The organism is Shewanella litoralis (assembly GCF_009828585.1).
Taxonomy (GTDB): Bacteria; Pseudomonadota; Gammaproteobacteria; order Enterobacterales; family Shewanellaceae; genus Shewanella; species Shewanella litoralis.
The window spans coordinates 40,382-52,976 of sequence record NZ_WSRZ01000012.1 but is presented as its reverse complement, the minus strand read 5'-3'; the positions used below and the strand labels follow the sequence as shown (position 1 = coordinate 52,976).

Annotated in this window: 13 protein-coding genes; 8 read left to right on the top strand and 5 right to left on the bottom strand. The window is 43.2% G+C overall.

Features of this window, described 5'->3' with window-relative positions; all coding sequences use genetic code 11:
- Nucleotides 1-237 precede the first annotated feature (237 nt).
- The gene (nadK, locus tag GQA99_RS11080; protein ID WP_160053949.1) at nucleotides 238-1,116 is read right to left on the bottom strand and encodes an NAD(+) kinase; all 879 of its coding nucleotides are present in this window, start codon (nucleotides 1,114-1,116) and stop codon (nucleotides 238-240) included.
- A 154-nt stretch (nucleotides 1,117-1,270) separates the two neighbouring features.
- Here nadK and grpE point away from each other — a divergent pair, with 154 nt between their 5' ends.
- Nucleotides 1,271-1,876 carry a nucleotide exchange factor GrpE gene (gene grpE, locus GQA99_RS11075; RefSeq protein ID WP_160053948.1) on the top strand — a complete coding sequence of 202 codons (606 nt, stop codon included), beginning with the start codon at nucleotides 1,271-1,273 and terminating at the stop codon, nucleotides 1,874-1,876.
- A gap of 74 nt (nucleotides 1,877-1,950) precedes the next feature.
- On the opposite strand, the gene dxs is transcribed toward grpE, so the two are convergent.
- Genes dxs through xseB form a run of 3 tightly spaced genes read right to left on the bottom strand, consistent with a single transcriptional unit; the run spans nucleotide 1,951 to nucleotide 4,993 of the window.
- Nucleotides 1,951-3,816, bottom strand: coding sequence for a 1-deoxy-D-xylulose-5-phosphate synthase (gene dxs, locus GQA99_RS11070; protein WP_160053947.1), 1,866 nt, complete (start codon nucleotides 3,814-3,816; stop codon nucleotides 1,951-1,953).
- Nucleotides 3,817-3,837: 21 nt separating this feature from the next.
- Complete coding sequence (ispA, locus tag GQA99_RS11065) at nucleotides 3,838-4,719, bottom strand: (2E,6E)-farnesyl diphosphate synthase (RefSeq protein WP_160053946.1); 882 nt, start codon at nucleotides 4,717-4,719, stop codon at nucleotides 3,838-3,840.
- A 37-nt stretch (nucleotides 4,720-4,756) separates the two neighbouring features.
- Nucleotides 4,757-4,993, bottom strand: a complete 237-nt coding sequence (gene xseB / locus GQA99_RS11060; RefSeq protein ID WP_160053945.1) for an exodeoxyribonuclease VII small subunit — start codon at nucleotides 4,991-4,993, stop codon at nucleotides 4,757-4,759.
- A gap of 367 nt (nucleotides 4,994-5,360) precedes the next feature.
- Between xseB and pomA the strand changes: the two genes are divergently transcribed.
- The 3 genes from pomA to thiI all read left to right on the top strand — a co-directional run bounded on the left by pomA (nucleotide 5,361) and on the right by thiI (nucleotide 8,811).
- On the top strand, nucleotides 5,361-6,128 hold the full coding sequence (pomA, locus tag GQA99_RS11055; RefSeq protein ID WP_160053944.1) for a flagellar motor protein PomA: 768 nt from the start codon (nucleotides 5,361-5,363) through the stop codon (nucleotides 6,126-6,128).
- 3 nt (nucleotides 6,129-6,131) lie between these two features.
- Nucleotides 6,132-7,058 carry a flagellar motor protein MotB gene (locus tag GQA99_RS11050; RefSeq protein WP_160053943.1) on the top strand — a complete coding sequence of 309 codons (927 nt, stop codon included), beginning with the start codon at nucleotides 6,132-6,134 and terminating at the stop codon, nucleotides 7,056-7,058.
- A 298-nt stretch (nucleotides 7,059-7,356) separates the two neighbouring features.
- The gene (gene thiI / locus GQA99_RS11045) at nucleotides 7,357-8,811 is read left to right on the top strand and encodes a tRNA uracil 4-sulfurtransferase ThiI (protein ID WP_160053942.1); all 1,455 of its coding nucleotides are present in this window, start codon (nucleotides 7,357-7,359) and stop codon (nucleotides 8,809-8,811) included.
- A gap of 127 nt (nucleotides 8,812-8,938) precedes the next feature.
- Here thiI and GQA99_RS11040 read toward each other — a convergent pair whose 3' ends face one another.
- A complete protein-coding gene (locus GQA99_RS11040; protein ID WP_160053941.1) occupies nucleotides 8,939-9,163 on the bottom strand; it encodes a hypothetical protein in 225 nt (74 codons plus the stop codon).
- 179 nt (nucleotides 9,164-9,342) lie between these two features.
- Between GQA99_RS11040 and GQA99_RS11035 the strand changes: the two genes are divergently transcribed.
- From GQA99_RS11035 to rlmM, 4 genes are all read left to right on the top strand, one after another.
- A complete protein-coding gene (locus GQA99_RS11035; protein ID WP_160053940.1) occupies nucleotides 9,343-10,254 on the top strand; it encodes a transcriptional regulator GcvA in 912 nt (303 codons plus the stop codon).
- Nucleotides 10,235-10,945, top strand: coding sequence for an alpha/beta family hydrolase (locus GQA99_RS11030; protein WP_160053939.1), 711 nt, complete (start codon nucleotides 10,235-10,237; stop codon nucleotides 10,943-10,945). The genes GQA99_RS11035 and GQA99_RS11030 overlap by 20 nt, the downstream gene beginning before the upstream one ends.
- Before the next feature lie 31 nt (nucleotides 10,946-10,976).
- A complete protein-coding gene (locus GQA99_RS11025; protein WP_160053938.1) occupies nucleotides 10,977-11,357 on the top strand; it encodes a DUF423 domain-containing protein in 381 nt (126 codons plus the stop codon).
- 98 nt (nucleotides 11,358-11,455) lie between these two features.
- Nucleotides 11,456-12,544, top strand: a complete 1,089-nt coding sequence (rlmM, locus tag GQA99_RS11020; protein WP_160053937.1) for a 23S rRNA (cytidine(2498)-2'-O)-methyltransferase RlmM — start codon at nucleotides 11,456-11,458, stop codon at nucleotides 12,542-12,544.
- Nucleotides 12,545-12,595: the final 51 nt, after the last annotated feature.

Here is a 12,595-nt window from a genome sequence, read left to right as displayed (position 1 = left end):
AAGTGTTGATCGAGATCATTTAACATACGAGAAACAGACTTTGCTTATCGAAGTGGGATCCATGTCCAATAGCAGTATTTTGAATGTAGGTTTTAGATCACGTTTTGGGGAGGTGAATAAAATCATAAAAATAAAGCCAAGCGTAAGGACGATTGGCTTTAAGATAACGTTAATTAGCAGTTGTTAATGTGAAGGGCTTCACGTCAACGTTTACCAAGGTGTGAGCAAGATCAAAAGTTAAAAAAGTTTACTTCCCCAACCTAATTTATTTCGCAATACATGGAAGTAATTGTGGCCTTTAGGGTGAATAAGCCTGAGACGTTCATTGGAGCGACGAATAAAAATTTCATCACCAGGTAGCACGGCTAAATGCACATGTCCGTCACAACTGACCTCGAGATTTTCGTCATTGTTTGGAGATACCACCAGTTTAATTGTACTGCAAGCATCGACCACAATTGGTCGACACGAAAGTGTATGAGGGAACATAGGGACTAGAATAAGTGCTTGTAAGTTTGGTGTTAAAATCGAGCCACCTGCAGACAAGGAATAGGCTGTTGAACCTGTTGGTGTCGACACAATCATGCCGTCAGCCCGTTGACTATACATAAACTGCTCGTCGATGTAGACCTCAAATTGGATCATATGAGCAATTTTTCCCGGGTGTAATACCGTTTCATTTACGGCGGTATTGCTTGAGGTTATTTTGCCATGGCGATGGACTTCTGCTTCGAGTAAAAAGCGGTGCTCGGTTTCAAATTCGCCATCTAACACTTTAGACAAGGCATCTTCGAAATTGTCCGGTGGTAAGTCGGTTAAAAACCCCAAATTACCACGGTTAACACCAATAACCGCGACATCAAATCTTGCTAATACTCTTGCCGCGCCAAGCATATTGCCATCACCACCGACCACAATGGCTAGGTCGCAATGCTCACCCATTTCAAGTAAGTCCATTGAACACACATCAGGGCCTAACTCTGCAGAGACGCGCTCTTCAACAATCACATTAAAGCCCTGAACACTGAGCCAATGATGCAATCGCCGTAAGGTCTGATTGGTTCCTTCGTGATGCGGTTTGCCGATGAGTCCGATTGTTTTGAACAATTTAGTCATATTCGAGTTTGTTGTGCCTTTAGGACTTGAAACATAAGAATTGATCCCCATAATATACTCAAACTTATTAAAAGTGTGATAATCGCTGTTAATTTATCAGTAAATAGTCACATTATTAGCATATCCAATTTTGCATTTTTTAGCTGGAGTGAAAATGAGCAACGAATCGAACAACGCACCGCAAGATCAAGTGGAAGAAGTGGTAACACCTGAAGTCGTGGCTGATGAAGCAAGTTTGATGGATGAATTGACCCAAGCAAATTTTCGCATTGAAGAATTAGAACAGCAATTAGCTGAAATCCAAGCAGCACTCGCTGAGCGTAAAGATGTTGAAATGCGCGCCGCTGCTGAAACGCAAAACATTCGCACTCGTGCTGCGAAAGATGTTGAACAAGCGCGTAAATTTGCTTTAGAGAAGTTCGCTAATGAGTTATTGCCAGTCATTGACAATATGGAGCGTGCTTTGCAGGGAACAGACCCTGAAAATGAAACCACTAAAGCCATCTACGAAGGTGTTGAGTTAACCATGAAAGGCTTCCTGACTTCTGTTGAGAAGTTTGGTGTAACGCAAGTGGATCCGCAAGGTGATGTCTTTAACCCTGAGCACCATCAAGCCATTGGTATGCAGCCAAGTGCTGAGTTCCCTGCCAATACGGTAATGATGGTGATGCAGAAAGGGTATTTGCTTAACGACCGTTTATTACGCCCAGCCATGGTCATGGTTTCTCAAGGCGGCAATAGCGTAGACGTTGAAGCATAACTTCAACGGATTAACAGATTAAAAAAGGACTGAATTTTCAGTCCTTTTTTTATGCATGTTACTGTCGTAAATCTTTAGGCAATAAATGCTTGTATTTGCGCTAAAATCCCGGCTGCATCAAGTTGTAATTCAGCAGTGATTTCGTCAGGTGCACCGTGTTTAATAAATTCATCAGGCAACCCTATGAGCAACACAGGTTTGACAATACGTAATTTTTGAAGTGCCTCTAGCACGCCAGAACCAGCACCACCCATAACGGCGTTTTCTTCAACGCTGATAATCACATCGTGGCTGTGAGCAAGCTCGGCTAGCAAGTCAATATCGAGTGGCTTCACAAAGCGCATATCTGCCACAGTGGCGTCAAGTTGCTCTGCTGCTTCTAGTGCGGCGGCTAAGGTGGTGCCAAAGTTAACAATGGCAATTTTTTTACCTTGGCGCTTTAACAACCCTTTACCAATCGGTAAGGTTGTCATTTGTTCGACCTGCTCAGCCCCTGTGGCACTGCCACGAGGATAACGAACGGCTGTTGGGCCGTCTTGATAGCAATAGCCGGTATAAAGCATTTGGCGACATTCGTTTTCATCTGACGGCGCCATAATAACCATATTAGGAATACAGCGCATAAAACTTAAGTCAAATGCACCTTGGTGAGTTGGTCCATCTGCACCCACTATGCCACCGCGGTCTATGGCAAAGAGTACCGGTAAACGTTGTAAGGCAACATCGTGGATTAATTGATCATAGCCACGCTGTAAAAAGGTTGAATAGATTGCCACAACAGGCTTAAGGCCTTCACAAGCAAATCCGGCGCCCAACGTTACCGCATGTTGCTCAGCAATAGCGGCATCAAAATACTGCGTTGGAAAGCGCTGCGAAAACTCAACCATACCCGAGCCTTCACGCATTGCAGGCGTTATCGCCATTAACTTATCGTCTTGTGCGGCAACATCGCACAACCATTTACCAAACACTTGCGAAAACGTTGGTAATCCGGGTTTTGTCGCCGGTTTTTTAAATTGGCTTGGGTCAAATTTAGGTACCGCATGCCAACCGATAGGATCTTTTTCTGCGGGTTCATAACCACGACCTTTTTTGGTCATGATGTGCAGCATTTGAGGGCCTTTGAGGTTACGCATGTTACGCATGGTTTCTACCAGCGAGTCCACATCGTGACCATCAATTGGGCCGATGTAATTAAAGCCTAATTCTTCAAATAACGTCGCTGGAACAACCATGCCTTTTAAGTGTTCTTCGGTGCGCTTAGCCATTTCTTTAATGACCGGCATGCCTTTGAGCACTTTTTTACTGTTTTCGCGAATGGTGGTGTAAAAACGTCCTGACATCAATTGGGCCAGATGATTGTTTAACGCGCCAACGTTTTCTGAAATAGACATTTCATTGTCGTTTAATACAACCAGCATGTCTTTATGCAGATCTCCGGCGTGGTTCATGGCTTCAAACACCATACCACCGGTCATCGCGCCGTCACCAATTACTGCAACCACTTTGCGCCCAGCGGCTTCTTTGTCTGCTGCAACTGCCATGGCTAACGCCGCACTCACCGAGGTTCCTGAGTGGCCAACGCTAAAGGTGTCGTATGGGCTTTCTTCACGCCATGGAAAAGGGTGCAGACCATTTTTTTGCCTAATGGTATGCATTTGCTCACGGCGATCGGTTAAAATTTTATGCGGGTAGGCTTGATGGCCGACATCCCAAATTAAACGATCAAATGGGGTGTTATAGACGTAGTGGAGTGCCACAGTGAGTTCTACTGTGCCTAAGCCAGACGCAAAATGTCCGCTGGAAATACCAACAGACTGAAGTAAGAATTGTCTAAGTTCATCAGACACTTGTGGAAGTAAACCTTGCGGTAACTTCCTTAATTCTTCTGGAGTATTAGCCTGAGCTAGTACTGGGAATTTAGAAATATCGAAACTCATAGCGAGATTTTCTGACTCTTTTTATAATCTTCGCTCAATAATGTAGCGGGCGAAGTCTGCAATTAACTGGCTATTGTATGGCAATTTAGTCAGCGCTGATAGTGCATCTTGTATTAGTTGTTCCGCAGTGGCCTTTGCACCTTCAAGGCCAAGCAGTTTAGGGAAGGTACTTTTATTGGATTGCTCGTCACTGCCTTGAGGTTTCCCTAGCTCTTCCGTACTTGCGGTAATATCTAAAATATCGTCTTGAACTTGAAACGCTAATCCTAATGATTGGGCGTATTGCATCATTAATTGATGCTGCGCTTTTGGGGCGTTGGCAGCAATTAATGCCAGTTCAACGGCGCAACTAATTAACGCACCTGTTTTTTTATTATGTAATTCAGTTAAGCGTTGTAAATCTATACTGTGATTTGTGGCGCTAAGATCAATCGCCTGGCCCCCACACATGCCTTGGTAACCTGAAGCTTTTGCTAATGCACTTACCATCGCTAATTGTTGGCTTGGTGTGAGCGTCTCACAAGGCGCGGTAATAATTTCAAACGCCAAAGTTTGCAGGGCATCACCGGCTAAAATGGCGGTAGCTTCATCAAAGGCAATATGAACCGTAGGCTGACCACGACGAAGCGCGTCGTTATCCATTGCCGGTAAGTCATCGTGTATTAATGAATAAGCATGGACACATTCAATGGCTGCAGCCGCTTTATCCAGGGCACTAATATTAGCCCCTAACATGTCGCCGACACTGTAAACCAAAAAAGGTCGTATGCGCTTACCGCCTAATAACGCGCCATGTAACATGGCCGCTTTAAGATGAGGTGCAGCATCATCAAGTTGGTTTAAATGCTCATTGAGTACAGCATCAACTCGTTTTTGGTAAGTTTTTATCGCTTCAGCTAACACGTATCAAGACCTATGATTCAACCTAAATGATTGACGATTATTCACTTTCGACTGAAAATGGCGTTAATTCAACATCATTTTCACTTAATAAAATTGACACTTTTTGTTGTGCTTGTTCAAGCTTAGTTTGGCTTTGACGCACTAGGGTAATGCCACGTTCAAATTGTTTGAGCGCGTCATCTAGTGAGACTTCACCTTGCTCTAAGTGAGCTACAATGGTTTCGAGTTCAGTTAATGATTGTTCAAAACTGAGATTTTCTGATTTTTTAGCCACGGTTAATAATCCTCTCTTGGCGCGAGTGACAAGGTATATCAGCCCAGCGTATCGGTCAAATACAGTCGCTGGTTATTTGCTCAACAGCACGCTTTGTTATTGAATTTTTTTTAGAAACCACAAAAACGGGCTAAACTTGAGCCGAGATTGTCCGATAAAGAGTTAAGATTTTAAATCAATAGCGTAAACTGATGTTAGATTGATACCATCATGTTATCTAAAGAGAGTATTGCAACTTTTGCAGTAATGCATAACGATTGAGATTAAGTTTGCTTAATATCGATGTTAGCTGTGCTAAAACGTCATTATAAATTGCACTTTTAAAGCGCACAAAAAGCAGAGTCATCACTGCGATTGAGGAGAGGTTGTGGATTTAGCTACCCTAATAGGTATTATCGGCGCGTTTGCGTTCATTATTGGCGCAATGGTGACCAGTGGCGGTATTGGTTTATTTATCGATGTCCCATCAATTTTAATTGTTGTTGCTGGCTCTTTGTTTGTTGTGATGATGAAATTTAACCTAAAACAATTTTTAGGCTCGATAAAAATCGGCATGAAAGCCTTCATGTTTAAAATTGATAAACCAGAAGACTTAATCGAACAATCTGTCACCATGGCAGATGCTGCCCGTAAAGGTGGATTTTTAGCATTAGAAGAAGCGGTCATTACCAATACCTTTATGCAAAAAGCCGTTGATATGTTAGTAGATGGTCACGACGGTGATGTGGTGAGAAATGCTTTAGAAAAAGACATTGCCTTAACTGAAGAGCGCCATAAAACAGGGATAAGTATTTTTAAAGCCATGGGTGATGTGGCCCCAGCCATGGGCATGATTGGTACTTTGGTTGGCTTAGTCGCCATGTTGTCTAACATGGATGACCCAAAATCCATTGGGCCTTCAATGGCGGTTGCGTTGTTAACCACGCTTTACGGTGCTGTTATTGCCAATATGATTGCGATACCGATGGCCGATAAGTTGTCATTGCGCATGGGCGAAGAACTGCTAAACCGTAATTTAATTATGGACGCCGTATTGGCGATTCAAGACGGGCAAAACCCTCGTGTGATTGAAGGCTTCTTAAAGAACTATCTTGCAGAAAAACAACGAAAAGTTGATACAACGGACGGAGAGTAACAAATGGCTAAGGCCAAGTGTGATTGTCCACCTGCTGGCGCCCCAATGTGGCTAGCAACCTTTGCTGACTTAATGTCATTGCTGATGTGCTTCTTCGTATTGCTGTTAGCATTCTCAGAAATGGATGTCATGAAGTTTAAGCAAATAGCTGGCTCAATGAAGTACGCATTTGGGGTGCAGAACAAAGTCGAAGTGAAAGATATCCCGAAGGGGACATCGGTGATTGCGCTTGAGTTTCGCCCCGGTAGACCCGATCCCACGCCGATTGAGATAATCAACCAGCAAACCAATGAAATGACTCAGCCAACAATTGAATATCAAGCCGGTGAAGAAGACAGCGCAGGTGGCACACAAAAGCAAAGTGGCGATCAGCGTGGTGGTAATGCGGCAGCAACGGCGCAGCAAGAAGCTGAGTCAGTAAAAAAAGATGCCGCCTCTGCACAAGAAAACATTAATGAACAAGTGAAGAAAATGGCTGAAAAGCTCAACGAAGAAATCGTTGACGGCGCCATTGAAATAGAATCGCTAGGCCAGCAGATCATTATTCGTATTCGAGAAAAAGGATCGTTTGCTTCAGGTTCGGGTTTTTTACAGCCTAAATTTAAACCGATTGTTCGCTCTATTGGTGCATTATTGAAAGATGTCCCTGGTATTGTGACTGTGTCTGGCCACACTGATGGTGCCCATATTAGTAATGAGCTTTATAGCTCTAACTGGGAGTTGTCGAGCCAGCGTGCGGTTGCGGTTGCTGATGAGTTACGCCGAGTGCCAGGGTTTGATGAAACCCGCATGAAAGTGGTGGGAGAAGCGTCAAATAGACCGCTTGTGCCCAATGACACCAATGAAAATCGGACTCGCAACCGTCGAGTTGAGATTTCCATTGAGCAAGGAAAAGCTAAAGAGTCTAATGAGATAACCGTAGAGCAATAAGATGGTTTGCTTATAAAAAAAGCGCAGCCTAAACCGGTTGCGCTTTTTTGTTATATGAATGTGTATTAATGGTGTTGTCTGCACAAAATGAACGTCCAAGCCGTGAATAAGTTTGGTTAATAGTCAGCTTTTGGTATAATCCGCGAATTATTGCTTACATTTTGGCTTTGGCTTATCAATAAAGCAGATGTATCAAATCTGTAAGCTGTTTTTTAATTTTATAATCAACGTATTACAACTCCTTTAGCTAGCCATGTTTTGTCTATGCTACGGGATGAGCAATGCCTGCGGACACCCCATGAAGTTTATTGTAAAGCTGTACCCTGAAATAATGATGAAGAGCAAGTCGGTAAGAATGCGTTTTACCAAAATGCTCGAAACCAATATTCGTAACGTACTGAAAAAGGTTGATGAAGAAGCCAAAGTACAACGTTTATACGATCGTATTTTAGTTAAAGTACCAGACAATAAACCTGAACTAGGCGACGCGTTTGCAGAACGTTTAGGCTGTATTCCGGGTATTGCACATGTGGTGCAAGTAAGTGAATACGCGTTTGATTCAATTGATCATATTTATCAACAGGTGTTGCCTAAGTACCGCGATGAAATTGCAGGTAAAACCTTTTGTGTGCGAGTTAAGCGTTCAGGGAACCATGATTTTAACTCTATTGAGGTTGAACGTTATGTTGGCGGCGGATTAAACCAACATACTGACGCTTTGGGTGTAAAACTTAAAAATCCAGATGTCACGGTGAATCTTGAAATTGATCAAGACAAGCTTTACATGGTTGAGCGTCGTATTCCTGGCCTTGGTGGTTTTCCAATGGCGACTCAAGAAGACGTGTTATCGCTTATTTCTGGTGGTTTTGACTCTGGTGTATCGAGTTTTCAATTCATTAAGAAAGGTGCTCGTACCCATTATTGTTTCTTCAATCTTGGTGGCGCGCAACATGAGATCGGCGTAAAACAAGTGGCTTACCATTTGTGGAAAACCTATGGTGAATCTCACAAGGTTCGTTTTGTGTCCGTGCCGTTTGAGCCTGTGGTTCAGGAGATCCTTGAGCGGATTGATAATGGCCAAATGGGTGTAGTATTAAAGCGTATGATGATGCGTGCAGCGACTCGTATTGCTGACAAATATGGTATCCAGGCGTTGGTTACGGGTGAGAGTTTAGGTCAAGTATCTAGCCAAACCTTAACCAATTTAAATGTGATTGATCGCAGTACGGATTTATTGATCTTACGACCGCTGATTGCAATGGACAAGCAAGATATTATTAATCAGAGCCGAGTGATTGGCACTGAAGATTTTGCTAAATCAATTCCAGAATATTGTGGTGTTATTTCACAAAAGCCAACCGTGAAAGCGATTTTATCTAAAGTTGAAAAAGAAGAGCTTAAATTCTCTGAAGATTTAATTGATCGTGTTGTTGATGCTGCAGTTGTGATGGATATTCGCGACATTGAGGCTGAAATGAATCAACAGGTCACCGAAACTGAAACGGTTAAAGATGTCGCCTCAGAAGAGATTGTCATTGATGTGCGCGCACCTGAAGAAGAAGAGCGTAAACCATTAGTGCTAGATAACGTGATGGTTAAAACCATTCCATTTTTTAAACTGGCAACGCAATTTGCTGATTTAGATAAGAGTAAAACTTATTTGCTATATTGTGACCGTGGCGTCATGAGTAAGCTGCAAGCGCTGTATTTAATTGAGCAAGGTTATACGAACGTTAAAGTTTACCGTCCATAAACATAACGCCAATCAATAATGCTGATGGCATTATTGATTGGTTGATGATTTACAGACAATAAAAACTTACAGACAATAAAAAACCGCATTAAATGCGGTTTTTTATTGTCTGCGCGCGGAGCGAGAATTAGTTTGCTTGCGTTGCTTCTGAAGTTTTTTGTGCTTCTTCATTGTCTGCAACTAAAATGCTGTTAACATCGTCGTTGATGTCCACTTTCATCGCTTCAATGCTTTGAGATAATTCTGCATGCAAGTCGATCATGTTAATCGGTTCTAACTCTGTGGCGTGTGCAGTGGTTAATCCGATGATGGATGTTAGAGTGAACGCAACAATCGTTTTTAAGTTGAACATATGGGGTGAGCCTCCAGGCTAATTTTTCACATTTGCCGGACTATCCCGATTACGTCGTAGAGATTGTCCAACTGTATTTTCAATGATGCTAATTTAACCAAACACAGTGTTCTTTACAAACGACAAAAAATAACGATAATCATTAGAAAAACTAATCATAAAATGAGAGATTGATCACTATGTCTAGACGATTGCCCCCCTTAAATGCGGTGAAAGCATTTGAGGCAGCAGCAAGGCATCTGAGCTTTACCCGCGCCGCAGAAGAGTTGTTCGTCACTCAAGCCGCCGTAAGCCATCAGATTAAAGCATTAGAAGATTTTTTAGGGCTAAAGCTGTTTAGGCGTAAGAATCGATCATTATTGTTAACAGAAGAAGGCCAAAGCTACTTTCTCGATATTAAAGATATTTTTATTGAGCTGGGTGAGGCCACAAATCGCTTGCTTGCGCGCAGTGCCGTAGGCTCATTAACCGTGAGTATGTCTCCGAGTTTTGCGATTCAATGGTTAGTGCCGAGATTGGCTAAATTTAGTGAGAAAAACCCTGACATTGACGTGCGTATTAAGGCAGTAGACAGCGACGCGAGTTCGTTAACCGATGATGTTGATGTGGCGATTTATTATGGCCAAGGTAACTGGCCTGGCTTACGAGCAGACAAGTTACGTAATGAAGTGCTCATTCCTGTGTGCTCCCCTTTATTACTCAATGGCCCTAAGCCGTTATCTCAGCCAAGTGATTTAAAATTCCATACCTTGTTACATGACTCTAGCCGCCAAGACTGGCAAGCCTGGTTTAGGCAATGCGGCGTAACTGACATTAACGTTAACCAGGGGCCGATATTCAGCCACTCGTCACTGGTGCTTCAGGCTGCGGCTCACGGGCAAGGCGTGGCGCTAGGCTACAGTGTATTGGCAAGGCCAGATATTAAAGCGGGGCGCTTAATTTGCCCGTTTTCTGAAGTGTTAGTCAGTAAAGATGCCTATTACTTGGTATGCCAACAAAATCATTCTGAAATTGGCAAAATATCAGCATTCAGAGAATGGATGGTCGACATGTTTGCAGAGGAGTCACGCAGTGAGTTGCTTACCGGATAGTCAGACAACACTGGCGCAAGATTATGTTTTACAAGGGCCTAAAAGTGATACCTTGATTATTTTTGCGCATGGCGCCGGTGCCAATATGCATCATGAGTTTATGGTTAATATGAGTGACCAATTAGTCAGTGCAGGCTTTCAAGTGTATCGATTTAATTTTTTGTATATGCAAGCTAATATGCAAGATGGCAAACGTCGCCCACCCGATCGCGCGCCCAAATTGTTGCTTCATTTTGAACAGGTGTTGATAGACGTTGGGCATAAGATTGAGCAAGGATTGATCGCACCAAAACGTATTGTGCTCATGGGTAAATCAATGGGCGGTCGTATGGCGGCGATATTGACCAGCGCTGAACACGTATTTTTATCGGCTCAAGCTAAAGAGGTTGCGGCTAACATTTGTGCTGTAGTGTGCCTTGGCTATCCGTTTATTCCATTAAAAGGTGGCGAACCTCGACTAGCACCTATTCAAACGAATCCATTACCTATACTTATCGTTCAAGGTGAACGAGATAAGTTTGGTGGTCGGGAACAGGTCCCCGCCTGGACGCTAACAGATAAGACTGTGTTGTGTTGGATGAGCGATGGCGATCACAGTCTGCAACCGCGAAAGTCGTCCGGCTATACCTTAGCGGGTAATATGCAATTGGCGGTAAGTAATATCAGTCAATTTATTGCTTCTAATGGTTAAATTTATCTGAGTATTCCATAGGAATAATGACATGAATAAAAGCTTGTTGCTTGTCGCAACCCTGAGTGGATTTTTAGCGGTGGCTTTGGGAGCATTTGGTGCTCATGGACTAAAAGCAATCGCACCACCAGAGTTGGTTAGCATTTTTAAACTCGGTGTTGAGTATCAGTTTTATCATACTTTTGCATTGATCGCGTTAGCCTTTTCGGGTTATTGGATTACCTCTAAATTACTCCATTGGGCAGCTTACAGCTTCATTGCCGGTATGGTGCTATTTTCAGGATCGTTATATTTATATGCTTTTACGGGCGCGAAATGGATTGGGCCGATAACCCCCATGGGCGGTTTGTGCTTGCTGGCAGGGTGGGTGTTATTTGCTACCGCTGTGTGGCAATCAAAAACAGATAAATAACGGTTTGCCTTAATTCTCCCTCCTAACGTTTTTTTGGGTATAATAGCGAGATTATTGTCTCGCGATCCTATGCGACCATCCTTACGTTAAGGCTCCAAATGAAAAACCTATTCCTATTTTGTCGCTCAGGCTATGAAAAAGACTGCGCCGCAGAAATTCAACAACGCGCAGCAGAACTCAACGTTGGTGGCTTTGTTAAAACCAACGTGAATGATGCTTATGTTATTTATCAGTGTTTTGAAGAGGATGGGGCGGATACTTTAGCTAAAGATTTGGCGCTAAGTTCGTTAGTCTTCGCTAGACAAATGTTTGCTGCGGGCGAGCTGTTATCGGATTTACCAGAGCAAGACAGGGTGAGCCCGGTGGTTGCTGCATTATCTGAGTTATCTAAATGTGGCGACTTACGCGTTGAAACCCCAGACACCAATGAAGCTAAAGAGCTGTCAGCTTTTTGCCGTAAATTTACGGTACCGCTGCGTCAAGGCTTAAAGAAAAGTGGCGCATTACTCAATGCAGATAATGACCGTCGTCCTATTATTCATGTGTGTTTTATTGCCCCAGGTAAAGCCTATGCGGGATATTCGTTGAGTAGCAACAGCTCTCCACACTTTATGGGCATACCTCGTTTAAAAATGGCAACAGATGCACCGAGTCGCTCAAGTCTGAAGCTCGATGAAGCTTTTGGGGTGTTTTTAACTAAGGAAGAGCAAGAAACGCGTTGTCGCAGTGGTTTGAATGCGGTTGATTTAGGTGCCTGCCCAGGCGGTTGGACGTACCAATTAGTGCGCCGCGGTATGATGGTGGCTGCAATTGATAACGGCCCAATGGATCCTAAATTAATGGAAACAGGTCAGGTTAAACATTATCGCGCCGACGGCTTTCGTTTTGAGCCACCGCGTAAAAATATTTACTGGTTAGTGTGTGACATGGTTGAAAAGCCAGCGCGTGTGGCTGAGCTAATGGAAGCCTGGGCTATAAATGGTTGGTTTAAAGAAGCTATCTTTAACCTTAAATTACCGATGAAGAGCCGTTACAAAGAAGTGAGCACCATTTTAGAAACCATGAGCACCATTTTAACTGAGAACGAAATTGACTTTAAAATGCAGTGTAAGCATCTGTATCACGACCGTGATGAAGTGACTGTGCATTTGTGGTTGTTCCCTGAAAAGGGCGTGAGTTACGCTTAACCTTAGTTAGGTTTAATGATTTTACTCAATCAATAAAAAGCCCGCTGATAA

Bases quoted from the DNA above. Each gene is read 5' to 3' on its own strand.
- dxs (WP_160053947.1), bottom strand. From the start codon at position 3,816: ATGAGTTTCGATATTTCTAAATTCCCAGTACTAGCTCAGGCTAATACT.
- rlmM (WP_160053937.1), top strand. From the start codon at position 11,456: ATGAAAAACCTATTCCTATTTTGTCGCTCAGGCTATGAAAAAGACTGC.
- GQA99_RS11025 (WP_160053938.1), top strand. From the start codon at position 10,977: ATGAATAAAAGCTTGTTGCTTGTCGCAACCCTGAGTGGATTTTTAGCG.
- GQA99_RS11035 (WP_160053940.1), top strand. From the start codon at position 9,343: ATGTCTAGACGATTGCCCCCCTTAAATGCGGTGAAAGCATTTGAGGCA.
- nadK (WP_160053949.1), bottom strand. From the start codon at position 1,116: ATGACTAAATTGTTCAAAACAATCGGACTCATCGGCAAACCGCATCAC.
- thiI (WP_160053942.1), top strand. From the start codon at position 7,357: ATGAAGTTTATTGTAAAGCTGTACCCTGAAATAATGATGAAGAGCAAG.
- GQA99_RS11040 (WP_160053941.1), bottom strand. From the start codon at position 9,163: ATGTTCAACTTAAAAACGATTGTTGCGTTCACTCTAACATCCATCATC.
- GQA99_RS11050 (WP_160053943.1), top strand. From the start codon at position 6,132: ATGGCTAAGGCCAAGTGTGATTGTCCACCTGCTGGCGCCCCAATGTGG.
- grpE (WP_160053948.1), top strand. From the start codon at position 1,271: ATGAGCAACGAATCGAACAACGCACCGCAAGATCAAGTGGAAGAAGTG.